The sequence below is a fragment of the Nocardia sp. NPDC049149 genome (genome assembly GCF_043197455.1).
Taxonomy (GTDB): domain Bacteria; phylum Actinomycetota; class Actinomycetes; order Mycobacteriales; family Mycobacteriaceae; genus Nocardia.
In genome coordinates this window covers 13,459-38,737 of the sequence record NZ_JBICTD010000008.1, presented here as the reverse complement: position 1 = coordinate 38,737, position 25,279 = coordinate 13,459, and the positions used below count along the sequence as shown (strand labels likewise).

At 62.3% G+C, this 25,279-nt stretch carries 20 protein-coding genes; 7 read left to right on the top strand and 13 right to left on the bottom strand.

Going from position 1 to position 25,279, the window contains the following annotated elements; all coding sequences use genetic code 11:
- Positions 1–23 precede the first annotated feature (23 nt).
- A complete protein-coding gene (locus ACGFNJ_RS29940; RefSeq protein WP_393455491.1) occupies positions 24–986 on the top strand; it encodes an amidohydrolase family protein in 963 nt (320 codons plus the stop codon).
- A gap of 222 nt (positions 987–1,208) precedes the next feature.
- Here ACGFNJ_RS29940 and ACGFNJ_RS29935 read toward each other — a convergent pair whose 3' ends face one another.
- From ACGFNJ_RS29935 to ACGFNJ_RS29925, 3 genes are all read right to left on the bottom strand, one after another.
- Positions 1,209–2,357, bottom strand: a complete 1,149-nt coding sequence (locus ACGFNJ_RS29935; RefSeq protein ID WP_393455488.1) for a YncE family protein — start codon at positions 2,355–2,357, stop codon at positions 1,209–1,211.
- Positions 2,358–2,558: 201 nt separating this feature from the next.
- The gene (locus tag ACGFNJ_RS29930; RefSeq protein ID WP_393455485.1) at positions 2,559–4,586 is read right to left on the bottom strand and encodes a lipoxygenase family protein; all 2,028 of its coding nucleotides are present in this window, start codon (positions 4,584–4,586) and stop codon (positions 2,559–2,561) included.
- Positions 4,587–4,680: 94 nt separating this feature from the next.
- Positions 4,681–5,043, bottom strand: a complete 363-nt coding sequence (locus ACGFNJ_RS29925; RefSeq protein ID WP_393455482.1) for a hypothetical protein — start codon at positions 5,041–5,043, stop codon at positions 4,681–4,683.
- A gap of 558 nt (positions 5,044–5,601) precedes the next feature.
- Between ACGFNJ_RS29925 and ACGFNJ_RS29920 the strand changes: the two genes are divergently transcribed.
- Positions 5,602–5,850, top strand: a complete 249-nt coding sequence (locus ACGFNJ_RS29920; RefSeq protein ID WP_393455479.1) for a chitin binding peritrophin-A domain-containing protein — start codon at positions 5,602–5,604, stop codon at positions 5,848–5,850.
- Here ACGFNJ_RS29920 and ACGFNJ_RS29915 read toward each other — a convergent pair.
- Complete coding sequence (locus ACGFNJ_RS29915) at positions 5,847–6,302, bottom strand: TlpA family protein disulfide reductase (RefSeq protein WP_393455476.1); 456 nt, start codon at positions 6,300–6,302, stop codon at positions 5,847–5,849. The two genes, ACGFNJ_RS29920 and ACGFNJ_RS29915, sit on opposite strands and share 4 nt — an antisense overlap.
- A gap of 23 nt (positions 6,303–6,325) precedes the next feature.
- Complete coding sequence (locus ACGFNJ_RS29910) at positions 6,326–6,829, bottom strand: MauE/DoxX family redox-associated membrane protein (RefSeq protein ID WP_393455473.1); 504 nt, start codon at positions 6,827–6,829, stop codon at positions 6,326–6,328.
- A gap of 755 nt (positions 6,830–7,584) precedes the next feature.
- On the opposite strand from ACGFNJ_RS29910, the gene ACGFNJ_RS29905 reads away from it, so the two are divergent.
- Entirely contained in the window at positions 7,585–7,866 is a 282-nt protein-coding gene (locus ACGFNJ_RS29905; RefSeq protein ID WP_393455470.1) for a chitin binding peritrophin-A domain-containing protein, read from the top strand.
- An 870-nt stretch (positions 7,867–8,736) separates the two neighbouring features.
- Here the strand turns inward: ACGFNJ_RS29905 and ACGFNJ_RS29900 are convergent.
- The 4 genes from ACGFNJ_RS29900 to ACGFNJ_RS29885 form a co-directional block, all read right to left on the bottom strand.
- Entirely contained in the window at positions 8,737–9,369 is a 633-nt protein-coding gene (locus ACGFNJ_RS29900) for a TetR/AcrR family transcriptional regulator (protein WP_393455467.1), read from the bottom strand.
- Between the two features lie 117 nt (positions 9,370–9,486).
- Positions 9,487–10,260 (bottom strand): SDR family NAD(P)-dependent oxidoreductase, encoded by a 774-nt coding sequence (locus ACGFNJ_RS29895; protein ID WP_393455464.1) that lies wholly within the window; start codon positions 10,258–10,260, stop codon positions 9,487–9,489.
- Positions 10,261–10,295: 35 nt separating this feature from the next.
- Positions 10,296–11,624, bottom strand: a complete 1,329-nt coding sequence (locus ACGFNJ_RS29890; protein WP_393455461.1) for a flavin-containing monooxygenase — start codon at positions 11,622–11,624, stop codon at positions 10,296–10,298.
- Positions 11,625–12,301: 677 nt separating this feature from the next.
- Complete coding sequence (locus tag ACGFNJ_RS29885) at positions 12,302–13,252, bottom strand: winged helix-turn-helix transcriptional regulator (protein ID WP_393455458.1); 951 nt, start codon at positions 13,250–13,252, stop codon at positions 12,302–12,304.
- A 97-nt stretch (positions 13,253–13,349) separates the two neighbouring features.
- Between ACGFNJ_RS29885 and ACGFNJ_RS29880 the strand changes: the two genes are divergently transcribed.
- The 3 genes from ACGFNJ_RS29880 (at position 13,350) to ACGFNJ_RS29870 (ending at position 15,631) form a co-directional block, all read left to right on the top strand.
- Entirely contained in the window at positions 13,350–14,150 is an 801-nt protein-coding gene (locus tag ACGFNJ_RS29880) for an enoyl-CoA hydratase/isomerase family protein (RefSeq protein WP_393455455.1), read from the top strand.
- 549 nt (positions 14,151–14,699) lie between these two features.
- Positions 14,700–15,029, top strand: coding sequence for a transposase (locus ACGFNJ_RS29875; protein WP_393455452.1), 330 nt, complete (start codon positions 14,700–14,702; stop codon positions 15,027–15,029).
- 56 nt (positions 15,030–15,085) lie between these two features.
- Entirely contained in the window at positions 15,086–15,631 is a 546-nt protein-coding gene (locus ACGFNJ_RS29870) for an IS3 family transposase (protein ID WP_393455449.1), read from the top strand.
- Here the strand turns inward: ACGFNJ_RS29870 and ACGFNJ_RS29865 are convergent.
- Entirely contained in the window at positions 15,541–16,359 is an 819-nt protein-coding gene (locus tag ACGFNJ_RS29865; protein WP_393455446.1) for a cytochrome P450, read from the bottom strand. The genes ACGFNJ_RS29870 and ACGFNJ_RS29865 overlap by 91 nt on opposite strands.
- Before the next feature lie 346 nt (positions 16,360–16,705).
- Between ACGFNJ_RS29865 and ACGFNJ_RS29860 the strand changes: the two genes are divergently transcribed.
- Positions 16,706–17,353 carry a TetR/AcrR family transcriptional regulator gene (locus ACGFNJ_RS29860; RefSeq protein ID WP_393455443.1) on the top strand — a complete coding sequence of 216 codons (648 nt, stop codon included), beginning with the start codon at positions 16,706–16,708 and terminating at the stop codon, positions 17,351–17,353.
- Between the two features lie 708 nt (positions 17,354–18,061).
- Here ACGFNJ_RS29860 and ACGFNJ_RS29855 read toward each other — a convergent pair.
- The 3 genes from ACGFNJ_RS29855 to ACGFNJ_RS29845 all read right to left on the bottom strand — a co-directional run bounded on the left by ACGFNJ_RS29855 (position 18,062) and on the right by ACGFNJ_RS29845 (position 24,261).
- Positions 18,062–18,733: a hypothetical protein gene (locus ACGFNJ_RS29855; RefSeq protein WP_393455440.1), complete on the bottom strand. Its 672-nt coding sequence runs from the start codon at positions 18,731–18,733 to the stop codon at positions 18,062–18,064.
- A 574-nt stretch (positions 18,734–19,307) separates the two neighbouring features.
- The gene (locus ACGFNJ_RS29850; RefSeq protein ID WP_393455437.1) at positions 19,308–20,231 is read right to left on the bottom strand and encodes a hypothetical protein; all 924 of its coding nucleotides are present in this window, start codon (positions 20,229–20,231) and stop codon (positions 19,308–19,310) included.
- 1 nt (position 20,232) lies between these two features.
- Positions 20,233–24,261, bottom strand: coding sequence for an AAA domain-containing protein (locus ACGFNJ_RS29845; protein ID WP_393455434.1), 4,029 nt, complete (start codon positions 24,259–24,261; stop codon positions 20,233–20,235).
- Positions 24,262–25,279: the final 1,018 nt, after the last annotated feature.

The following is a 25,279-nucleotide window of genomic DNA, read 5'->3' as shown; positions in this document are numbered from 1 at the left end:
CATGCCCCGCCCGAGGAGGCAGTATGTGCGACGAAACGAACAACTCCGTCGATCCGGCCGACGAGGCGGATATCGCTCCGGTGGTGGCTTTCTGGAAACGGCTCGGGCTGCCGGGGCTGATCGATGTGCACACTCACTTCATGCCCAAACGGGTCATGGATAAGGTTTGGGCGTACTTCGAGGCCGGTGGCCCACTGATCGCACGGCCGTGGCCGATCGGGTACCGCCACGACGAGCATCTCCGCCTCGACCGCTTACGCCGCTACGGTGTGCGCGCCTACAGCTCACTGGTCTACCCCCACAAACCGGACATGGCGGCATGGCTCAACGCGTGGGCCCGCGATTTCGCCGCCCGCAATACCGACTGCCTACACACGGCCACCCTGTTCCCCGAGCCCGGCGTCGGCGAATACGTCCGCACCGCAATCGATTCCGGCGCGCAACTGTTCAAAGCCCACGTTCAGGTCGGCGGCTACGACCCCACCGATCCCCTGCTCACCCCCGCATGGGCGGCCATCGCCGATGCCGAAGTGCCGGTCATCATCCACTGCGGATCCGGCCCGACACCAACACCGTTCACCGGACCCGACCCCATTGCCCGGCTGCTGCAACAACATCCGCGACTACAGCTGATCGTCGCCCACCTGGGCATGGACGAATACAGCCAATTTCTCGATCTCGCGGACCGATTCCCCACGCTACGATTCGACACCGCCGGGGTATTCGTGGACTTCACCGAGGAACGCCACCCCTACCCACACACCGAACTGCCACGTCTCGCCGACCTGGCCGACCGCATCCTGTTCGGCAGCGACTTCCCCAACCTCGCCTACCGCTACATCGACGGACTCGACGCCCTCGCCGCACTAGACCTCGGAGACAACTGGCTTCGCGCCGTCTGCCACCACAACGCCGCCCGCCTCTTTCGCCTCCACCACCCCACCGGAACCCGAACCCACGCACAGGCAATACCCATCACCCTGTAATCAACTAAGAAGTTCTGCGCCACACCCACCCATGCCGACTTCAGTCGCTCATACATCCGACCAGCAGGACCCGCCGCCACGGCCGCACCCCTGATCCGGCTGGATAACCGAAAGGCCCTGTGTCCCAACAGACACAGGGGCCTTCCTAGTTCCGGTGACACCGACGACGAATTCGGCGCACCACGTCGCTGACACGGCATCAACGGATCTCGAGTCCGACCGTCAGCCGGGGTAGGCACCGGCGACGAACACGCCCCTGGTGGTATACGACCGGATCGGTTTCAGAGTCGTGGTGTCGTAAGCGACGAGTGAGGCGTCCAGGTTCGCCAGGTTGGCCATAAAGGGGTCCCACGCTTGTTGTTTGGCGTGGTACCAGCCGACCAGCGGATTCCAGTACGGCAGCGGAACGCCATCGGACAACGTCGTGAGATACGCGGTACTGCCGTCCGGGGAGAAGCCCGTGTACACCGCCGCACCGTTAGTGGGGAAACGGTTCAGTTCCGCTCCCGTCTGCGCGTCGAGAATGATGACCTCGTCGGAGTTGTAGTTGCACACCCACAGCTGGGTGCCGTCCGGCGTGAGGGTCGCCGAGATCGGTTCCGCCCAGAAGTCCATGAACGTGGTGGTGCGCACGGTCCAGGTGCGGACATCGACAATGGTGACACCGGACCAGAAATTGATCGCGTAGAGCGTGTTGCCGTCCGCGGACAGCGCACCCCAGCCAGGGGTGAAACCGTTGAGAAACAGCGGAACCCCCAGAATCGCGCCGGTGTAGGCATCGTATTTCGTCAAGAGCCCACTCGCGGCCATGACATAGAGCGTCGCACCGTCCGGCGATACCTCGATATGTGCGGGACCGGGCGGTAGCAAAATCGGCATCGTCCGGACAACTTCCAGTGTCTGGGTGTCGATCACCTGCGTCAACGACAGCGCTGTGGGGACGAACAGGTAGCGTGCGTCACGCGAGAGGGTGATGGTGGCGTATGGCGCCCCGAGCGTCGAGATCCGTTTGACGACATTGCCGCTCGGCATGTCGATCACCGAGACATTCCACGTCAACGGGTTCACTGGGCCGAAGTTGCCGACGAACATGCGCGAGCCATCGGGCAAGGCCTTGATGACCATGGGGTGGTCGCCGACATTCGGTATCTCCTGTTGGACCGCGAAGGTGGCGGGATCGATGCGCAGGACCGATCCAGTTCCGTAGTTGGGCACGAAGATCGGTCCGTCGGGACCTGTGGTGGAACCCGGGATCGATGGATTCGCCAGCGCGGCACCGGAAATCCAGAAGGCAGCGGTTGCGCAGATCGTGATGAGAATGGTGGCGCGCCGAGCCGGGCCGGACCCCGTTCGATCTGTGTGCTTGAACATGACGAAACCCACTTTGCTATATCGACGGGAGCCAAACCGGAACGCCGGGACCGGTATTCGTCGGAATCGGGTCTCCGACGATCTGATCGATGTGAGGGTCGAAGACGATCACCTGTCCCGGTGTGCGACCGATGCCCGCGGTCACCAGGTTGCCGAAAAGGACCGGGTCCAGGATCCAAGAGTTCTCATGTCTCGCCTCTCCTAGATGTTGGTGCTGGTCGGAATGCCGCTGGGCAGTAGGTACGTGTAGGGCTCGCGCCGCGAATTACGGTCGTTGATCGTGTCCTCGGCATTACGTAACGCCGCTCGGAACCGATCCAACGGTCCCCCGGCTCCGACAATCCGGGGATCGTCGATCGCGTTCGCGAAAGGAAAGGTGTTCGTCCGGTAATCACCGAGCGGCCGATAGTGGATACTGCCGAGAGTGTCCAGAACGTACATCTGGGCAATCGATGTCAACAGACACGGCAGCATTCGCATCCAGTCGGACTCCGCATGCCCTGCGATATCGGTCGGCGCCGGGGCCGCCATCATGCCGCTGTAGTACGGCATGAATTCCATAAAGTCCCGCTGCGGGAAGTTGACGGCGGAGTGCTGTGCGCTGGCCGTGAAGATGATCATCGCCACGACGTCGGCCAATTGATCGACGCTGTCAATTCGTTTGAAGCCCTTGACTTTCCCTACCTGCGCGATTTCGTCCGCCCACGCGGCCAGTTCGAAATCATCGCGCACATCGTCATCGGACAGATAGTACGTATGCACGTAGTCGACCACCCAGTCGTGGATCACATCCCAGATCAACAATGCGTCGTCACGGTATGGGTACCGCAGGTGCCGGTCGTCGACGCCACGCTCGGCAAACTCGTTGGGCGGCATCATCTCGTAGAAGTCCCAGTCCAGCCGTGCCCGCCCGGCCGCGTCGATGGAGTACTGGAGCTCGGACGCGAAAATCAGGTCGCCCGTAGCCTCCGGTGCCAGGATGAGATAGGTGGCCACATTGTTGATAAACAGCGATCCCTCGTAGTGGGGAGTCAGCAGGACGGACAGCGGATGATTGGCCGCCAGGTGCCGGCGGGTGGCCACGCAGAACGCCTCGGAGACCAGATGTGTCCGCCCCAGGTGCGAGAACCATTCATGATGGTTGAAATCCGCGGTGTGTACGACGGTTTTCGCCATCTGCCAACCCCAGTAACGGTCGGCGTCACCGGAGCCCGGTCGCAAGAACATGACATGTTTCTCGGGATCCTGACCGCATTGGATTGCCACCGGCTGTAGCTCTCCACCGTCGGCAGGGACGGCGAACGCCGCCATCGGAGCGGTGTTGTAGCCTGGGCCGGTCAACAGCTTGTACGTCGCGGACTCCGATGCGGCGGAGCCGAGTTCCGCGTAATCGATCAGATACAACCGCCCCTGCGAGATCGCCGCACCCAGACTGTCGCCGGATCCCATGACCGACTGATAACCCTCGTTGTCGAGCGGAAAGTTCGCAGGCATGGTGCCGTGTACATGCCGCAGTACCATCGGGTTCGGCCCCGCGACCCGCATGCGCGCGAAGTCCATGTCCTCGTGGATGCGATCGGCGATCGCGGGCACCGGCAGAGTGGCATACAGCTGCAAATAGCGCTCCACCCCGTCCGCGGTGCCGAAATTTCCGAGGCCGGGACTGTTGAACATCTGGCGCAGCGCCGCAAAGAGCCCATCACGGATCTGATCGAGTGTGCGCAGGACGGTTTCTCCGGTTTGGAGAGCCAGGTACTCCCCCGCGCGCGCGACTGGATCGAGAGGATAGGCCACCGGGTTTTCCAGGATAGGCGCGACGGTGCGGACAACACTGTCGATCGTGCCTTTCAGACCGGACAGCTGATCTACCAACGGCTGCAGCAGATCGCCGACCAGATGGCTGAAATGCTTGGTCAGCGCTACCAGTATGTTGGAGACGACCTGGTATTGCTGATCGATTGCCATGGTGAACCATTCGAGGGTCGGATTGTCCTCGATCGACAAGGCTGCGGCCATCGGAACGCCCTGAACGTAGTTGGCGGTCTCGGTCCACACGTACTTCGATTGCCGACGACCCAGCTCGGCCGCACGGCCAGCTGGATTCGGATCATATTGCGGAAGTAACGGATTCACCGTTCCGGGCCCTGCCGGGTCACCGAAGGGCATGGGAAGGTCGAACGGTGGGGCGCTATTAGCCGATAATGCGGGTATCCCTAGGGTGCCGACCACTGACGCTCCGGCAGCTACTGCCGATTTCTTGAAGAATTGTCTACGATCCATTATCAGTCCTGACCACTTCTCGAATTCGGTGAAGCGAGCAAACTCAATCGTGAAACGACCCAGATCGATACCCGCGATGGCGGGCGAGCAAGCGAGCGAACAACCAAATGCGGACGCTGTGATTGGCCACGGCGACACTTTCGGTGCTCATGACGAAGTCGAGGACATCGCGGGCGAGCGGACTATCCGGAATCACCAGGACATCGCTCGCGGTGGAGGCCTCGGCATCTGCGTTCAAGGGGCTGCGGTGCTGCTCAGAGGTCCGCGGTTGGTCATGCAGCCAAGTCTGACCGGCTACCGGCAGCGAGCCCAGAGTCTGAATAGACATCTTCCGATAGTATTCAGACACATGGAGCCGCGCCGAGTAGTCGTGCTGGTCCTGGAGGCCGTCGAAGCGCTGGAACATGCAATGGCACGCCGGCGTCGGCGAACCACGTCAGCTCCGGCTCTGCCTCATCGCCCCGACAGCTGACCAACGACCGCCAACGCATGCCAGCCATCCCGGCCAAATGAACGATTCGAATTACGATCAGCCGCCATCCAACTCGCCCAAGCCAGTTCGCCGACCAGACGCACCCCGCAACTCCTTTGAACGGAATCGCCGCCGCCAACCACGCCCCCAACCACATTCAATCCGCCGACCCCACATCTGAATGCCCGCATGCGCTCCGAATCGGACATAGCAAACCACCGAGTGTCAAGCCCCGGCTAGATTGTGATCGCTGTGTGCCGATAGCGGCCCGGTTGCCAACGCCGCCCCCGGCCAGTCGTGACCCAGCCGTCTAAGCGGACGTCCCATAATGCCGAATGCAGGATGTTCAAGTAGGCGTCCGCACTGCCGCTACCAGTTGGTACACCGGAATCGGCAACAAACCCACCCACCGGCGGTCGGCACCGTAACCTCATAGTGGACGCCGCTTCCCGACTGGTTGCGGAATCCATTGTGTGAGAGGGGAACAGGCCGATGACCGACGGGCGATTGGTGGATTTCTATAGTTGCGAGGGCAAGGCGGATGGGGGTCATGTCCACCCCACGGACTGCCACAAGTGGATAATTTGCGTGGACGGGATGTACGCCTACGAGAACGAGTGTCCGGATTGCCATATCGACCCGAACAACTGTCCGGACGGCAAGCTGTACTACGACCACGGGACGGACCACTGCCTGTTCCTCAGCGAGGCCGGATGTGTCACGGAAAGTTCAGGCTACTAACGCGAGATCGGGAGGTCGTCCACCAAATCCCGGATCGCGTAACTGCCGCCCCGGGTCGAGGACGCGATCCGTCCTCGGGCGTCGACCAGCACCGCCGCGGGCGTGCCGCGCAGCCGGTATCGGGCAATCAGTTCGGTGTTGTCGAGCACCAGCATCGAGGCGACATTGTGCTCGCGCGCCCACTGTGCGGAGGCGACCGGATCGTTGTTTCCGATGACCACAATGGTGGTGGTATCGAGCAGACGTTGCCGCCATCGCGGGAGTTCGGCGGCCACCGTCACACAGGGTGTACAGCCAGGGTGCAGGAACAACAACAGTACCGGCTTCCCGGCCGTCAACGCATCGCCCAGACTGCGGCGTTCCCCGCTGAGGTCGCTCAACTCGAAGGCCGGTGCGGGTACGCCGATCGGCAAGCCATCGGTCCCCGGTTGCCCGGCGGAACCTTCCGCCATCCGACGACGCAACTGCCGCAGTTCTAGTTGTTGATGACAGAGCAGTGCGGCGAATCCGACGATGGCCGCGAGGCCGACCCACCGATCGGCCGATCGGCCGGCAACGCTTGTGGCACAGTGTTCTTCGCCAGCGAACCCCATACCGCGAGTCCGGTCAAGCCGATGATTCCTGCGTTGCGGACCAGCGTCGCCCACCCGATCGGAGCGGTACCGGCCGCGCCGAAACATGAGCACGCGGGTCGTTGCCCCCGCGCGAGCAAGACCGCCACAGCAGTACTGAAACCGATCAACAGCACCAGCGCCGCCACCCCACCCCACACCGCCGTCCACGACGGCAGTACCGCGGCCGCGACAACGAGCTCCACCGTTGGCAGCGCCCACCCCACTGTGGCGACCCAACGAGCCGGTACGCCGAACTCCTGGACTGCCTTTCGCGTTCCGTCGCGATCAGTCAATTTCGCGATACCGGCCCACCCGAACACCACAGCCACCAGAAGCCGCGCGATCCACACGCCATAACTGATCACGCGACCATTGTCATGCACGGCAACCCTTCTCGCCGGAGATTGCCGTCCCAACGCCAGCAGCACCGGTCAACCGATTTCGATGCTCCGTTGAGGCCGTGCCCTAGTCGACTCTCCCCGGTCGTATCTCGCGCGTGTGGAACGTGGTAACCCCGACGGGGTCCAGGCATCGAAAGTTGGTGCCCGGTAGGCCGACTGTGAGGAAAGCTGAACTCCCCGAGCGGGATTGGGATGGCCCGAGAAGCGAATGCCGGTGGCCGAAAGGCAACGGGAAACCACGATGGTAGTCACTGGCCCCTCCGCTGGTGCGTGGTGGATAACCGGCCGGATACCGGACCTTGTGTCCGGACTCGAAAGAGTGCTGACGCGGGCCAGGTGAGCCTGCGAAGGAAGACGGTGGCCAAGACGCTGGAACCGACGGACAAGTTAGACGCCGGATACTCGGTGAACGGACCAGAGGATGAGCGTATTCGACCGTGCCACTATGGAATTGCGGCATCGCAAGGATACGCCTGTACGGCGACGACGACACCTGACCTCCACGGGCTTGCTTGAGCCGGATGCATAGCAATGTGCACGTCCGGTTCTGAGGGGGGCCGGGCGCAGTAATGCGCCCGGCCTACCCGGCAATATCGTGTATATGTCGCAGCGCCGCAGGTATCCGGTCGACGACGAAAGGCCTACCTGGGCGGGCGTGGCGCGCGACAATACCCAAGGGACCAAATGGGTTCTCGCGCAGCGGCAGCGGAGGTAGAACCATGGCGGGCTTCAACATCGACGACAGGACAACCTGGAACTGGGTCAACGGCGGACAGGTGACATGCGTGCGGCCGTGGGATGAGGACGAGTACCACCTCAACTGGCAGGATAAGGGATCGTTCTACCGATGCTCGGAGGGCGTCCCGTATCTCCAGCCGTGCCCACCCGGGATGAATTTCAACCCCGCAATCGGCACCTGCGATTTCCCTGCAAGCAGCACCGAAGCAACGATCTACGACTGGGCGGTCAAGAACGGTGTGGTTTCACCGGACCAGAGGTAGGCGACGGGTGAACCCCTCGACCTGTACGCGCTCGTCAGTCCTATCGGGCTGGGACGTGGCCAGGCCTCGGACCTGGTCGGCCACCAACGCCTTTGGAGCATCCCCAACTGCCGACTATCGCAAGTTGGCTGTGGTGCGGCACCATCAACGGCCGCTGGATGATTCGACCAAACGGAGCTGACTGCACTTGCAGCGAACCGCCTCCCACATTGCAGCGGTCCAGGAGAATGACTCGTGCAGCAGCGATCGTCCAAGTAGCGGGAGAACTTCAATGACCGATCCCAAAAAAACTAGTGCCGACGCTCATCGCGTCTCGGCTGACGCACATAAGACATTCGTGGGCGAGCCCCCAGAAGCCGCTGGTAGACATGCCGAGGCAGCTAGCGCGCACGACGCCGTTACCCCGAACGACGAGGACGACAGCGAGGACTGACCTAGACCCAACGTCTGTGGGCTACGTCGAATCGTGGTCCTGAAGTTCAGAAGGACTCCAGCCGGTACACACGAGCTGGAGCCTTTCTGCGTGGCCGGTCGAGGTTCTCGCCAGCGCCCTATTCCGACAACGAGGTGTCCTCGCCACAGTCGAGGGTGACGCCGTTGTACTCAAGCCGTCGATGCACCTGGCCTCCGGAACCACTGTTCCTTCCCGAGTCTCGGGCGCCCCGAAATCAGATCTCCGGCATGTCGATTAACCTCACCGACCGCCAAACCAACCACCTCGAACGACAGGACGCCCTCGACTGCAATGCCGTCGAGCGCGTCCTCGAAAAGATTGTCGGATACGCGATGGCCGAGCACATGCGTACCGAATCAGGTTCGAACGCTCCGCGAACTGAATTACGTTCCAGGTCACTGAATTCCATACCGGGGCTACACCGCTGCTGGGCGGCGCTTGGCCTTCGGCTTTTTCGTTTCGACCGCCAGGCCGGTGAAGAGGGTGGCGAACGAATCCAGCACGGCGTGTGCCTGCTCGGTGTCGCGGTCGGTCAGCCAGTTGAGGATGAGTCCGTCGATCACGGTGGTGAGCATCCGGCTCAGCACTGGGATGGGCAGTGTCCATTGTGTTCCCGCGGCCTCGGCGAGTTTGGTGAGGAAGGTTTCGGTCGCCTGGAAGTACTGCTCGTATTGCCATCGGGCGAGGTCGCTGAGGTTGGGGTCACGCAGCGCTACGGTGGTCAACTCGTAGAGCACGAGCTGGCGTTCGGGTTCGGCGGTCGTGAGGCGCCACAGGCTGTCGAGCCCGTTCCTGATGGACTGCTCGAGGTCCGCACCGGGGGACAGGGCGCCGACCGCGGTTTCGACCATGTCTGCGACCACTACCCGGGTCAGGCCCTGCAACAGCTCCTCCTTGGAGCGGAAGCAGTAGTGGAACGCGCTCTGCGGCACACCGGCTTCGGTGCAGATCGCCCGGGTACTCGCCGCCGACACCCCCACTCTGGCCATGACCCGGAACGCGGCGGCGATCAGTTCCTGGCGGCGTTGCTCTGCGGGTACATGAGCCACTGAGATCCCGTTTCTCCTGATGTCAGCTGATCCGTCGGTGTGCTGGCCAGCGTAGCTGCGCGGTTGCACATGACCAAGTCGATCGACCATGTCGACCGATCGCTTGGTCGGTCGGGGCTATCCGACTGTCGCGTTCGCGACCACTGTGCCGATCAGGTTCTCCGAGTAGCCGGCGGTGGCACCGCCATCGAGGTTGAGTGCTTGTCCGGAGATTGCCGCCGAGTCGTCGGCGGCCAGGAAATGGATCGCCGCGGCGATCTGTTCCGGGCTGATGGTGATGCCGAGCGGCGAGGCGATCTTGCTGAGTGTGCGTTCGATTTCGCCGCCGGGTGTGGACGAAAGCTGTGGAGTGTCAACCGAACTCGGGCAGACGCAGTTCACTCGGATGCCTAGCGGTCCGTACTCGATCGCCGCGACCTGGGTGAGTGAGATGATCGCGGCCTTGGACGCGGCGTAGGCGGCGTAGGCGGGAAATCCGGTTCGCCCGGCCAGCGAGGCGGTGTTGACGATGGCCCCGCCGTTGGTCATGTGTGGCGCGGCGTGCTTGAGCCCGAACAACACGCTGTGCGCATTGACGTCGATCATCTTGTCGAAATCGGCGGCGGTGGTTTCCAGTAGCGGTGCCTCGGTCATGATTCCGGCGTTGTTGACGCAGATATCGAGGTGGCCCTGCAGGCTGGCGGCCTCGTTCATCAGGGCGGCGACACTGGCCTCGTCACTGACGTCGGTCCGGATGAACTTGCCGCCGATTTCCGCGGCAAGACCGGACGCGTCCGCGATGTCGGACACGACAACCAGAGCACCGGCGCGAGCCAGCCGCTGGGCGGTGGCGCGGCCGATTCCGGATGCGGCACCGGTGACAACGCAGACCTTCTTTTCGAGTGAGAACATGATCCTTCTTCCTTGTTCTGTAGAAATGGTTCGCATCAACGGCGAGTGGATGTTTCGTCGGTGAGGGGAGCCCAGCCGAACCCGTTCCTGATCGTCGAAAGGGCGTTCTGGTAGGTGTGGGCTTCGACGTAGCTCGCGTGCCTCGGACTGTCGATGTAGCGCGCCCCACCGCGTAGGTCGGGGCGATCTTCCTTCTTCAGGTTGGTGAATCGCTGCTTCTCCTCGCCGGTGCTGGCGAGGTCGATGGCGATCAGTTGTGCCATTTCCTCGTACCGTTGGTAGGCGGCGTCGGCGAACTCGATGAAACCGAGCACGTACAGGTTGTCGATCGTCCGGTGGAAGATATTGAGGTACAGCTCAGGGCGTCCCCCGTGCCAGTCGAAGAGGTCCTCGTCGAGGAACGGCAGCCCGTATCGGTAGCCGGTGGCGAACAGCACGAGATCGATGACCTCCGCGCTGCCGTCGGTGAAATGCACAGTGTCGCCGTCGAATCGGGCGATATTCGGCTTGGCCGCGATATCCCCATGGGCCAGGTAGTGCAGGATCTGGTCGTTCACGATCGGGTGCGACTCGAGCGCGCCGTGGTCGGGGGCGGGTAGTCCGTAGCGGGTGAGGTCGCCGACCAGCGCGTCGATCAACGCGCTCGGGTCCTCGGGCACGCTCACGCCCGCCGGGGGTTGCCCGCCCTGATTGATGAACACATCGATCGGCAACCCGAAGACATGCTTGGGCAGGAAGCGATATCCGCGCCGCACGCTCAGGAACGCCGCCGCGGCGTTCGCTGCCGCGTCGCAGGCGATGTCGACACCCGAGTTCCCCGCTCCGACGATCAGGACACGCCGGTCAGCGAATTCAGCTGGATGGTAATAGGTCGACGAATGCCGAATCTCTCCGGTGAACGTGTCCTGGCCAGGGAATTCGGGGGTGTTCGGATGCCAAGTCACCCCGGGCGCGGCAATCAGTGCACGGTAGAGCCGCTGCTCCTGCCCGACGGTGACCCTCCAATTCCCGTCCTCCTCGCGGACCGCGTTGCGGACAGCAGTGTTGAACCGGATGTGCTCATAGAGCTCTTCGGTCCGCGCGAATTCCCTGATGTAGTCCAGGATCCGGCGCCAGCCCGGGTAGTCCGGATAGCTCTCCGGCATCGGAAATCCATAAAACCCACTGGTGAATCGGGAGCTGATGAAGTGGGCGTTCGCATACATCGGACTGCCCGCGTTCGTGGGATCCCAGATTCCGCCGACGTCGGAATGCTTCTCGTACACGTCGAACGGGATTCCGGCCGCGCGCAACCGACGGGCCATGACAAGACCCGCAGGGCCTGCGCCGACGATGCACACGCGGTCGGCCGTGGTGGTATCCATTCAGAACTCGCTTTCTGCGACATTACTTCCGGGCTGGTCAGTCGATGACTGGAACAACAGCTGCCAGAACCACCGACGAACACACAGCACCGCGCATCCCAAACTCCCCTGGTGTCTGCATGAGCGGCCTCGACTGCTCGAGGAAGCCCGTGCTCAGTGAGCCTGGACGCGATGATCACGATGCCCTCAAGGTAAGCCGGTCAGTCGACTCTGTCAACTGACCAAGTCGGTTGACACAGTAGCTTCACAGCTGCCCCCTACAAGAGTTCGAGATCTACGCAGGGCGGGTGATCAGCTGGACACCATGACTGACGGGCGCAGGTCAGACAGCGGACCCGAACAGCGCGCGGCCCGCCTCGGGTCAGGCGAGATGGCGTCCTGCTCGGCTAGCCAGGTCGCGACGGTGCGCAGTTTGGTGTGTCCAGCAGTTGGATGAAGCCGGTGATTGGGGCGAAAGTGAGCGAGATCTTCTTCGAGGGCTCGGTAGAGGGCCCCGGATCCCGGCAGCTATCGGCGAGCTCGGCAGGAGTGATGTGACGGTAGGTCACGGGGCGGCCGAGGTAACCGGTGAAGGCTTGGGCGAGGTCGTGGCCGGTCAGGGCCTGGCGAGTGTCGCATCATGGAATGGAACAACTTGTCCCGCAACGACATTCACGACAACGATGCCGGATACCAAGTCATCGCCGATACCTTCCTGCCGTTGCTGCCACAGCCCCGTCCTCGGATGGAACGGACTTGTCCCAGCGCAGGTCGACCCGCTCGACCCGACGACCGCACTCGGAACAGCCCAGGACAGCACGCAGCCGACAACCACACGGCGTGTGGGTCAGTGTCATCGGCGGTTCACCGACCGCGCACCAGCGATCACCCCACGTGAGCATCGCTAGTGGAACCGGATACAGCGCGATTCCCTTGTCGGTGAGCCGGTAGCCGTCATGTGGATGATCCGGGGGCGGTGCGGCGAGGATGTCGAGTTCGACAAGGCGCGCAAGCCGGTGGGACAGAATGTTGGACGCAATCGCGAGCCGTTGCTGGAATTGGTCGAACCGGTGCACTCCCAGGAAGCATTCCTGAATGATCAACGCACTCCACAGATCTCCGATGACCTGTAGTGTGCGCGCGATCGAACAGGGGCGTCCGCGTTCGAGTAGATCCAGTCCCGGGATCCGGTTGCGGCGACGCGGCCCGTCGGGTCGCCGCATCGGTTCCGGGGCTCGATCGAAGCTGACTTCCTGCGCCACCACCGGTCGATCGCAGTGCTTGCACGACAGTTCCGCATGCATCGGTTGCCCACACCCCAGGTGGGAGACCTGAACGGGCGGTCCATCCTCGTCCGGAGACCAGCGGTCTCCCCAATGCATGGCCGCTAGCAGACAAGCGAGGAAATCGAGTCCCCGCGGCGTGGGCACATAGTCGGACCCGTTGCGCTGCAGCATCTGTGCGGCGACGAGTCGGCCCAGGCGGTTGGTCAGCGTCGAGCGCGCGATCCCCAGGCGCTGTTGGAACTGGTCGAAACGCCGCACGTCGTTGAAGAGCGCTTCACGCAGAACCAGCCATGACCAGGCGTCACCGACCGTGGAAGCGGCACGGAAAACTGAGCAATCCCGTTCCAGACGGCCATCCTGCATGTCGGCAATCCTAACAAAAAGCTTGCATAACGAGACCCACCCTCCTTAGAGTCTCGTTATGCAAGCCGATTCACTGCCGAGTCGAACGGACGAACCCATGAACGAGCCCAACAGCCACCTCCTCCTCGACCGATCCGGGCCGGTCACCACCATCACCCTGAACCGCCCCCACGTGCACAACGCACTCGACCGGGCACTGTCGGAGGACCTCAACCGCGCGGTGCGCGCTGTCCGCGAGGACCGCGAGTGTCGAGTCATGATCCTGCGTGGAGCAGGCGAAACCTTTTGCGCCGGAGACGATATCGCCGAGTTCACCACCTGGACACCAGAGGATCCGTACTGGCAGGCCCGCAAGTACCAGGAGACCGTACAGATCATCGAAGACCTCACCGCCGTCACCATCGCGGCCGTCGACGGCGTCTGCACCGGCGGTGGACTCGAACTGACGCTGGTGTGCGACTTCGTGATCGCGACCGACCGCTCCCGCTGGGGAATGCCCGAAATAGACTGGGACATCACTCCCGGATGGGGCGGCACCTCCCGGCTAGGACGCGTGGCCGGAAGGCGAAAAGCCAAGGAGTGGAACCTCATCGGCGCGTTATTCGACGCCGCACAAGCCGAACGCCACGACCTGGTCAACAGGGTCTGCTCACCGCAGGACCTCGACACCGAGGTCGACAACCTGACCGAAGTGATCCTCGCCAAACATCCCCTCACCACCCGGCGAACCAAATTCATCCTGAACCAAGGGGCCGACCTCCCCGTTGCCGGCGCCCTCGCCTTCGAAGTCCCCATCGCCCCGTTCCCACCCGAGGCGGCGGGAATCGGCGACTTCACCGATCGCCAAACCCGCACCAGCCGACGCAAACTCTCCGAGAACTTCTGGCAGGATCGCTGACGGTCCCTGTGCCCATTCGGCGCCAGAACTCTCACACAACGCCCTGCGGTGGCTGAATTGCGTGAGATCGACTTCCGCGGTCGATATGCGAATACATTCATCTGCCGCTGGGCGGGCGGCCTGCGTCGCGAGATCGACTGTGGCGCAGAACGTCCGGTGTTGCCGCGGAGCGCGCGTTGGTCAGACGTCCAAACCGGTTGGCTGACAGGACCTCTCAACGATGAACGTCGGCATGAGGCGCGGTGCCCGATATTTCATCGGGTCCGTTTCCTCATGCCGCGTTCCCGAACCGGACGGGCCAGTTTCCCGGCATCCGGCTCTCCAGCGACACTCGCAGCCGAGGCTGCGCTAGATGTCCGATCCCGTTACGGCTCTCCGCATTTCGCATACCTCCCGGGTCCCCGACCTACGGACGAGAACAAGCCTGCCCGTAGTGCTCTCGAGCAACGGCAGCCGTCCGGGCAGCCTGCACCGCGGGCAACCTGAGGCTCCCCCGAAGCAGTGGACACCGATTTAGCGGATCATGGTCCTGCTGGAAGGATGTCCAGGATGTCATCGTCTCGGAGGAAGCGTCGGTCGTTCACGGCCGAGTACCGGGTCGAGGCCGCGCATCGGGTGATCGATTCTGGTCGCACGATCGCTGAGGTCGCCAGAGGGTTGGATCTGCACGAGAGTCTGCTCGCGAAGTGGGTCCAGGAAGAACGGCGCCGGATGGAGGCGGCCGAGGCGCATGGTGAGCAGCTGTTGGGTGTGGATGAGCGGGCCGAGTTGCTCCGATTGCGCAGGCAGGTAAGCGAATTGGAGAAGGACAACGCTTTCTTGAAAAAAGCTTCGGCGTACTTCGCGGCGATGCAGCAGAACCGGCCCGGTTCGAGCTGATGGCGGCGGAGTGCGCCGCCCCGAACATCACCGGCGCCAAGGCCGAGGTGAGGCGTATGGCCCGACTGCTGGGAGTGTCGACGTCGGGTTTCTACGCTTGGTGCAAACGCAAGGCGACCATGGTGTTGACCGACCGGCAGCAGCGCCGGGCGGATCTGGCGGTGAAAATCACCACGGTCCACAAGGATTCACACGGCACCTACGGTGCGCCGCGTATCACCGCGGAGTTGCGTGCCGCCGGTGATCGGGTATCGGAGAACACGGTGGCCGCCATCATGGCCGAGATCGGATTGGCCGGGATCAGCCCGCGCACGTTCAAAGTGCGCACCACCGTGGTGGATCCGGACGCGTCGATCCCCGAGGACCTGGTCAACAGATGTTTCGATCAGGGGCGTCTTGATGCGGTGTGGACCTCGGATATCACCTACCTGAGCTGCGGTGAGGGTGAGATGTATCTGTGCGCGATCAAGGACGAGCACTCCAAGAAGATCTTGGGCTGGTCGATGGCCGATCACATGCGCACCGACATGGTTATCGCCGCAGTGGACCGGGCGGTGGCCACCCGTGGAGGGTCCTGTGCCCGGCGCGCGATCTCCTCGTAGACCAAGCCATCGCACTCGGCGATCATGGCGTGCATCGCCTTCCAGGTTTTCAGTCCGCCGATTCGGCGCGTGGCGTAGCGCAGGATGTATTGGTTGGACGCGGCGGTTCGCAGTAGGGCGTGCATCGCCGGTTTCCAGCGGGGCATCTCGGCCTCGGAGACACCGAGGGTGATCTGCAGGATCGATTCCAGCGTGACGTCGAGGATGCGTTCCTGGACAGGAACGAACTTCGCGTCGGGCCATGTCGCGACCTCATGGGTGATGCTGTGCTGCAGTCCCTCGGTCCATCTGTTGAGTTCGTTTCCCCGGAGCCGGGGAAGGACGAGCTTGCGGATTCGCTTGTGATCATCGCCGTCGATCAGGAACAGCGACCGATCGCCGTAGAGCAGTTCCAGGATGTGGTTTGCCCTGGTGGGGTTGATCTCGGTGGTCAGCGCGGTGAACAACGGCCGCACCAGGTCCGGGTCCCGGAACAGCACGATCTTGCGGACTCCGTCGATGAGGTCGAAGCCGATCGGCAGCTCGATTTCGAAGACGTCACCGAGCCGGTCGAACAGCCGGTACGGCAGGTCGTCGCCATGACGGGCGTAGCCGCCGATCAATTTCGGCAGAGACCACCACGCCAGCTTCGGAATCTGCTGAACTGCAAGGCTTTTCGATGACGGCAGGGTCGCCGACTTCGATGCCGCCGCTGGGGCGGTTGGGGTGGGATGCGATTCACTGGTCACGGCACTGTGCTCCTGGCGATGTTCGAACGAGATGTGCTGCTGGAAAACGAATTAGGGGGCCAATTGCGCCGCTTCGGGACAACTCACGCGGTCGCGGGCGTTCCGCAGCGTGCCTTCCCGGCATCGACACGGAAATCATGGGCTCTGCCACTGCGCCGGAACCCCAATTGCCTCATCGCGACACCCCCTTCCCCACGGAGCCTCAGCGACCTCGGGGCCGCCACCGCACAATCATATAATGTCATTATCTGGATTGCAATGAAATCTTTCGAATGAAGGAATGCGTATAGCAGTGCGATATGGTTGGAGTCGGTGTCTACAACGGTGAACATGAGGAGACCCAGCGATGAAACGGGGCAAGCCACTGACTCGGGAGGAGAGTCGAGCGCACACGCGTGAACTCGTGCTCGAAGCCGCCGAAGAGGTCTTCCTGGCCAACGGATTCCTCGGTACCACCGTCGCGCAGATCGCGGCCAACGCCGCCCGCACCACGGGCTCTATCTACTCCCACTTCTCCAGCAAAGAGGCACTGTGCCAGGCCTTGCTCGAGCGCCACTACGGGCGACTGTTCGCCGAGGCGAGTGAGCTGCTCGCCCGATCCGGAGACGATCTCGACGCAAAGATCGAGATGCTCGCCCAGCAGTGGCGAATCCTGACCGCCAACGACGCCTACACGATCCTGGTCATCGAATACGCAGTCGCCGTCCGGCGCGATCCCGAGCAGTACGCCCAGCTCACCGCGTTCTGGGAGTTGCTGCGGGGCATGCTTCGCACAGTGATCGCCGACGCGAGCGGTCTGGGAACAAGCGATGCGGAGACCGCGGCCCTCGACGCCGCATTCAATGGAATCGTCTCCAGCGCAATCGGACTCGCTGCCACTCAAACCGCCACGATGATGGACGCGGAGACGGCGGCAACGTCGCTGGCCGAGACCACCAGAATCTGGATGAACCGCCTCCAACCGACGAACCCCACCGAAACTCTCGGCGGATAGAGTTCCAGCCCACTGACAAGAAGGCCGATATCACTTCGCCGTCACTGCCGGTCCTATCGTGGCCGTCCCCGGAATGGCCCGAGACCATCTCGGGCCGACTCGTGAAGGTTGTACAGCACGAGCCGCTCCCCCGACTCGGCGTCATCGTGCCGAGCAATGGAACTTGCATGACAGCGAAGAACTGTGGACCAATCGTGGACCAACAACCCGATCCGTTGGCGCTGTGTGGACCAATTGTGGACCACCCGTTCTGCACGCTCTGCCCGTAACCAGCGGATATACTCGACATGCGCGCGGGCATATCGAGCGTTCCGTGCACGAATTGTCCTTATCGGGTACTAATTCTGGACTGGGGGTCAGGTGGTCGCAGGTTCAAATCCTGTCAGCCCGACAGAAGAAAACCCCTCCTGACCTCGGTCGGAGGGGTTTCGTCATTCTCATACTCGCAGAGCGGGACCGGAACGGGACCGCGCCCCCGATCAGCGGATGTGTCCGCAGGGTCCGTCGAGCACAGGTGAAGTCAGCGGGTTCTCGGCGCAGAAGGAGTGGGTGCCCGACCGTGGTCCACGCGCCCAGTGTTGCCGTGGCGATAGGCCGGAACCAGGGTCCCATTCACGTACTTGATAAATGATCCGGGCCGCATTGACCGACCTATGGCGACTCGGAGGCAGCCTTTGCCGCCCGCACCGGCCTTGATGTCTCCACTTGTCAGCTGCTCGGCCCTTGCCCGCTCCCGCTGCGGTCGTACAGGACCTTATGTGGGATTCCCCAGCCGAGTCCGGCGATGCCGTGCTCGTCAATTGCCATGAGGCTCAGGGTCCGCTGGCGGTTCTTAAGGAATTTCAGCACCTGCTGCTCGCCTCGCCAAGGAAACCCATCCGGCAGTGGGATCCTCGAATACCATGCGTCGAAGAGGGCTTGTCGTGCCCATTCCGGAGCGACCCGATCAGGGTGCGGAATCAGCTCGATGGCGACATCGACGTCACTGATTCGGTCTCGGGACTCGTCCAACATCGACCCGAACAAAACTGCCTGATTCACGACCCACAGACTGTGTGGGTCAACATCCACTTCTTCGATACGGTTGAGCAACCCGGCGAGCGCCTTCTCAGCGGTAGTGCGTTTCACCGACTTCGCAGCACTGGCGTTCACTACGGCCATGCCCTTGATGGTGCGCCTGTAGATAGCATCACCGTCTCGGTCGACCTCGCCGGTGGGCTCGATGTAGCCGTCGACAAGCAGGCAATCCATCGCGACAGGGTCGAATTGTTCCGCAATACATACGTCGTAGAGGACATTGTATTTGCCAAGCGCTCGAAGACGGTCTCGAAACTCCAGCATCGACATACCGGCATAGACGTCATTCGGGTCGATATTCATGTTCCCCTCCCTGGTCCGAATCTCCTGCAGTGCTTCGCAGTACGACCGGCACCCCTGACAAGCCCGGGCCCTGCTGCGGTGAATGCCGTGATAGATCGGGACCTGCTGGCCAGTCAAGATCCTGACCACTGAACAGCTGGACCCGAGCACTCCCCCAGTCGCCGATACGGCAGCATCGTACCTGCGTCGCCACCCGAAGAGATACGGATCGAACACGTTGCCACTGTTTGGCAGACAGCTCTGGCCGCTCTTCTCGTCCGCGCCTGCAGTGAGCGGCAATCCGGGCGGTTCGGCACCGCTACCCTCGCAGTGCTGGCCGCTTGCCGAGGTGTTCGGAAGAGCTTTGCCGTCAGCGGCTCGATCAGCCGAGCACTCCACCCCCAGCTCCGAGAGCGTCGACCGCGGCTGGCATTCAGCTTCGCTTGTCGCCCCTTCATACCGAAACGCCGGACATCTCGTCGTACCGACGATCATCACCCAGATGATCTACGTGAATGCGAGGCAGAGCCACTGGTGGCGGCACCAACCGCATGTCCATGCGATTCTGTCGGATTCTCCTGCCTGACAACGACATTTAAGTGATGGTCACCGTGACCGGATCAGCAGAGCTCTCGGATACATCCGATGGCAATGGTGGCACGTTCTGTTCCAGGTCGTTCAAAAGAGCTTGAACCGGGCCCCAACACAACATGACGGTGTCGGCGTCGAAGCGTGGTTGCTCGGTCACCTCCTTGCGCGGGTGGATAAAGTTGCGGAAGTCACGGACTGCGTGGGCGAATGCAGTGGCATCGAGCTGGACCCATTTCTTGACGTAGGCGGTGTCGATCAAGAGCTCCAGAGACACACGATCCGCACTGGACCGCTTCTTCGCGCGACCATCTGCCTGAACCCGTTGCCGGACATCGGGAAAGCCGTTCGCCCGCAAGTCTGCGTCACGTTCGAGCAGAACGGCGAGCAGTAGGCCTTCGATGAAGGTCCCGATGCCGATCGTCGCCATCCGATAGGCGCCGCCGGAAACGCAGATCCGGGTCTCTTCGATTCTGCCCATGAGCACCTCGACCGTCTGTTGGTCGGCGATCAGGGATTCCAGGCGCTGCTTCAGGTCCGGTGGTTCGGCGAATGTTGCTTGGTGGCCATCGGGAGCGAGTGTGCCGAGGACGGGTCGGCCGCTGACCAGGGTGACAACGAGTTGCTCGGATGCGAGTTTTTCGTTGATGACGGTCCGGAATTCGTCGGCGCTTGCTGCGCCGTCGTCGTATTCGATGGGATCGCAGACGCGGCACAGCAGGCGCTCTAGTTCCCCGTCGTGGTCTTGGCGCGCTTCGAGCTCATCGCGAAGCCAGGGTATCCGTGGTGAGCCGTCATACTCTGGAGGGTTTTCCCATTTGGCGTGGTGGAGCAGGACTTCCAGTTGGTAGCCCTTCCGTTCGTAAGGGCCGCCGATGTCGACGATGACCTCGGCTAATCGGTCAAGGGTGCGAGGATCCAGGGTGAGCATTTCACTCCTCCTTGTCGGCAAGATGCTGGGCGATGTCGATCGCCTTTAGCAGCCGTTCAGTGATTTTGGTGCCGCGGCGGCGGAATCCCAGTTCGGCCATCGCTTGGATGAGGCGTTCTTCCCGGTCCAGTTGGAGCCGGTCGGTCATCAACCAGCGGCAGATCTCGATCAACTCACGGTCGCTGTAGTCCTGTATCCGTAGCCCGGCACGGATACTCGGGCGGAGACGTCGTCTGACCGTGGGTGCGGGCTCTGCGGCAAATATCGAAGCGCTGTCGGTTTCAGGCTCCCGTGGTGCATCGTCGTCTTTCACTGCGCGTTGCCAGGCTGCGACAATCTTGTCGGTCTCGGCCTGGGGATCCTGGAACCATGCTGAGGACCAGAGCCGATGGAAGCGCCAGCCGAGCCTTTCCAGGTGAGCTTGACGCAGGCGATCACGATCGCGTGCGGAGGTCGAGCTGTGGTAGCGGTGGCCGTCGGCTTCTACCGCCAGGACCATCCGGCCCGGCTGATCTGGGTGTGCCAGTGCGAAGTCGATGCAGTAGTCGGAGAATCCCCATTGGGGGTACACCGGCACGTTTCGTGCGCGTAGCGCGTCGTAGATAGCGCGTTCGAAGCCATTGAGATCCCCCTCGACGGGTGCGCCGACTTCGTCGATCCGGCCGTGGTGCTCGGCGAAGTCGAGATAGCGTCGCAGTAGCTCGGTGCCAGTCATCTCAGTGGGGGCAAGGTCGGCGGCCGAGAATGAGGCGACGACGGTCATTCGAAGTTTGGCGCGGGTGACGGCAACATTGACGCGTCGTTCGGTGCCTTTCCGGTTCAGCAGGCCGAATCCAGTGCGCACGATCCGGCCGCCCGCGCTGCGTGCGACGCCGACCGAGAGGATGATCGCGTCTCGCTCGTCACCTTGCACGCTCTCGATGTTCTTCACGAAGAACCGCCGACCCGGTTCGACCTCCTCGGAGAAAAACTCGTCAAGGTCTGGATGGTCTTGACGCGCTTGAGCGAGGCCACGTTCGATCCTGGCTTGGTGGGTGATATTCGGTGTGATCACGCCGAGGCTTTCGGTGGGTCGTGTCCGGGCGTGGTGCAGGATCAGCTCAACAACTTTGTCTACTTCGGCCGGCGAGGAACCCTTCTGCCCGGGAGATGCCTCGCCGTAGACGCGGACCAGTGACACGGGACTGTCCTTGGCCGATCCCGGGAACGTGACGAGCTGTTCTTTGTAGATCTCACGATTCGAGAAGGCGATCAGACGTTCGTCGGCACTGCGATAGTGCCAGGTCAACATCTGGGCCGTCGGCAGCAAAGGCCGTAGCGCAGTCAGAATCGACTCGTAATCGGCCAGATCATCCTCGACGTCCTCATCCTCGCCGTCGCTGGCGAGCACCCGCTCGAAGAAGTCCGACGGTGGCAACTGTTTCTCGTCTCCGGCGACAACGACGCGGGCCCCGCGCATGATCGAGGTGATCGCGTCGTGTGGTCTGATTTGGCTGGCCTCATCGAAGATCACCAGATCGAACAGCCGCTCGGCTGGCAGCATCCGCGAGACCACCAATGGCGACATCGCCCAACACGGCCGCAGAGCCAGTAGGACATTCGACGCTTGTTCGACCAGTTTGCGGGTCGGCATATGCCTGGTTTTGCGACTGGCTTGCTGGCGCAAAATCCGTGCCTGATCCGGGTAGGTGTCGCTAGCTTGCCGTGCCTTACACGCGAGGTGACGACGCACGCGCCGTGCCGCAAGCTCACGATGAGCGATGTCGGTCGCGCGAAACTCCTCGCCAGCGCGACTGAGCTGTTCGGGTACAAACTGGCCGAGTTCGGGCACCTGAATTTTGAACTCGTCGTCTAGAGAAGTTAGCCACACCCGTCGGAACGCTTCCCATACCTCGTCCGCGGTCAGATTGCGCTGTGCGACCTCGCCGAGGAACGTGTTCAACCCCAACCGCTGGAAATAGTCGAGGTGGGTGTTGAGTTGTGGCATCCGGAACAACATGGCCTTATCGGCACGGAGTTCTTCGAGCTGTCGTTCGATCTGCGGCGCCGGGCCCGAGGTCAGCTCGGGCCGCCGCGCGGAAGCGGCAACAGCGGCCAGCTGGGTGCGCAGCACCTGGTAGTCATGAGAGACGTCATCGAGATTCTGGACCTTGCCGGGACGGCTGCCCGGCCCACCGAGCTGCTGCCATCGGTGTTGTTGCTCGCGAACTTTGCTCAGCGCCTCATTTAGCTTGGCCTTCTTCTTCACTCCGTCCCGCGACATGGTCCGGAGCTCTTTGACCAGCGTGTACCGCTCTTTCCAGCCCATCTTCCGGTTTGGTGCCAGGCGCTGGCGCAGCTCTTTCCTGCCGGTGGCGAGGAAGTAGGAATCTAGTTTGTCGCCGAAGATGTCGGCGCCAAACGTATCGACGGTCTTCGACACGTCGTCGAGCAGGGTCAGTAGATCCTGCCAGCCGGCGACATTGTCAGGTTTGATCAGTCCAGTCTGTGTGAGCAGCCAGTCTATGCCCTGCTGGCTGCGGTGCAGCGTTTGGTCGGCCAGCTGATCCAGTTCGATGAGGATGCGTTCGACGTCGTTGCGATCCCGCACATCGGTGTTGCACCACGGTGTTTCACGGCGCAGGATCCTCAGTCCGCCGAGATCGACGAACTCTTTCAGTTGTTCTTCGAGGCCTTGGGCGACGCGGGCATCCAACGCCTGGAGCTGTTGGCCGCGGAAGGTGCACGGTATCGCCGGATCTGGCAGGTCGAGCAGTCGATCCCTGGCCTCATACGCGCTCAACCCCCACGGTGCCCGTCGGGTATGCAATTCCCTGGAATGATCCAGCAAACGTCGGCGGGATGCCACCAGTCGCATATGAACCTCGTCGGCCTCCACCGGTGGTTCCTTGGTGACCTGGTCCAGGCTCTCGGCCAGTTGTCGGGCCACCTCACGCTTGCTGGCACTCTGTTGATGCAAGTCGAACATCAGGCCACCCAGACCGACCGTGATCAGCCGGTTCGTGACGGCCTCGATCGCCGCCCGCTTTTCGGCGACGAAGAGAACCTTCTTCCCAGTGGCCGCGGCACCAGCGATGATGTTGGCGATGGTCTGGCTCTTGCCTGTGCCTGGCGGTCCCTCGATATAGACATGCCGACCAGCCAGGGCCGCCATGATTGCCCGGTGTTGAGATGAATCAGCGTCGTGTACAAGGTACTCATCAGCGGGCTGCAACTGGTCAACATCTGGCGGCGCGTAGTCGCTGGCTTCCAGTGCGAGCGCCTCCCTGGCTGGCGCGTAGCCCGCTAGGGCAGCAATAAGGTCGTGGGATTCGAGCAAATCGGTTGCACTGGCGAGGTCTTCGACCATCGGTAGCTTCTCGTAGTTGAACGTGCCGAGAACCATTGCCGGATCCAGTCGGAGCTCGATCCCTTGAGTGTCGGCGATCCTGGCCAGCGCAGCGTGCGCCTGTTCTACGAGAACGGCACGATTGGTGGTTTCACCGAGCAATCGCTCCAGTTCGGCGCGTGCCTTGTCAACGTCAAGGCCATATTGGCTATCCAGCGCATGGAGCAGCACTGGATTGAACTCGGCCTCGTCGCTGAACTCAATGCTGTAGTCACTCTGTGCGGCTGTTCTGGCTTTGAGGACAACCGGGCGTAGCAGCAGCGGTGCCCGCAGCGCAGGCACAGGACCGAGTCCCTTGTGCTGCAAGGGATTTGTCCGTATCAGGCCGAACGCGACACGCCCGACGTCGATACCCTGCTCGTCGTCGAAGAGCTGGATGCGCCGGCACAGGCTGCGGGCACGAGCACATGCGTCACGATGCTTGTTCGTATCAGGAAATAGGGCGCGTAGCGAAACCCGCTTGCCGTCTTCGAGATCTGCCAGGGCCGACGAATCCACCGCTGTCAGATCCAGACTTCCGTGCTTTGTGTCGCGAAAATAGAGCAGAGTATTTCGGAAACCAAGATCAATGAGCCGGTCCCGCCACTCGCCGGCTTTGGCGACGACGACATCCAACCTCGCAGTGTCCAGCTGTGCGGTCATACCGCAGATCCCCTCGATTTACGGGCCAACAGACGTAGTAGAGCAGAACGCACCCAGAGCCCGCCCGCCAGTCGCGACGGACTCTACAGGATGCCACACCAGAGAGCCACGCGAAAGTCCTTGGCGCACATAGCATGTAAACGATCGCGCTTCACTCGGTCGGCCTTGGGTGCACCATCTATAGAACGGCCGACCACTTAGGCTGTAGGTAGCCTGGTCCGGCCACGACAGCCTGGGCATTCCGCAGCGAATGCACATTGACAAGGCGTCGGAGTCGAAGCTTTTCCCAATGGAGGGCCTTGGTGTCGAGAATTTCGGACATGCAGGACGATGCGGACGTGAATGCTCCTGCGCCTGGACCTGTTTCGATGTGATCGACATATTGAACGGCTGTGGACCTGCTGTCCTAGTCAGCCCAAACCTCGGACGTGTACGGGTCACTGCCAGCGGATGTATCGTCAGCCCCCGAACGCTCGACCTTGCCGCGGACACGGCTCGACAGGTCCGAGTTGTTCCTACGCCGACAGCCGGATCAAACGAGCAGGTCATTAGAGCCTGACGTCTAGTACTGACCACATGCATGCTTTGACGATTGCAACGCCGACCGGTGGGAGAAGTGGCAACGCAGCACGAGCGGCGGCAATTGCGCCGGCAGGACCTCCAGCCATTCCTCCAAGATGCCAGCGTATCGACGATCGATTTCGTCATGGAGTCCTATGACCTGTTCAGCATCGCCAGGTCCCCGGCCACGGCGGCCGTATATCGGTCGTGCGCAGCTTGGACGGCTTTGCGCACGGATTCGTTGTCCTCGGAAACGTCGGTTGCCCCGGCGTGCCAGTTGCGGAAAGCCTCGGCCGGCGCCTCCGCAGCTGCACCGTTTCAGTTCTGTTGCACGGTGGAGTCTGTTGCACGGTGGAGATGCGCTGTTGCAACCGTCGAGGCTGTCGTTGAGAAATCCGATGAACCCTGAGACCGAGCCATCACTGCACCGGTAGATCGAGCGACCCGGTGAACTCGC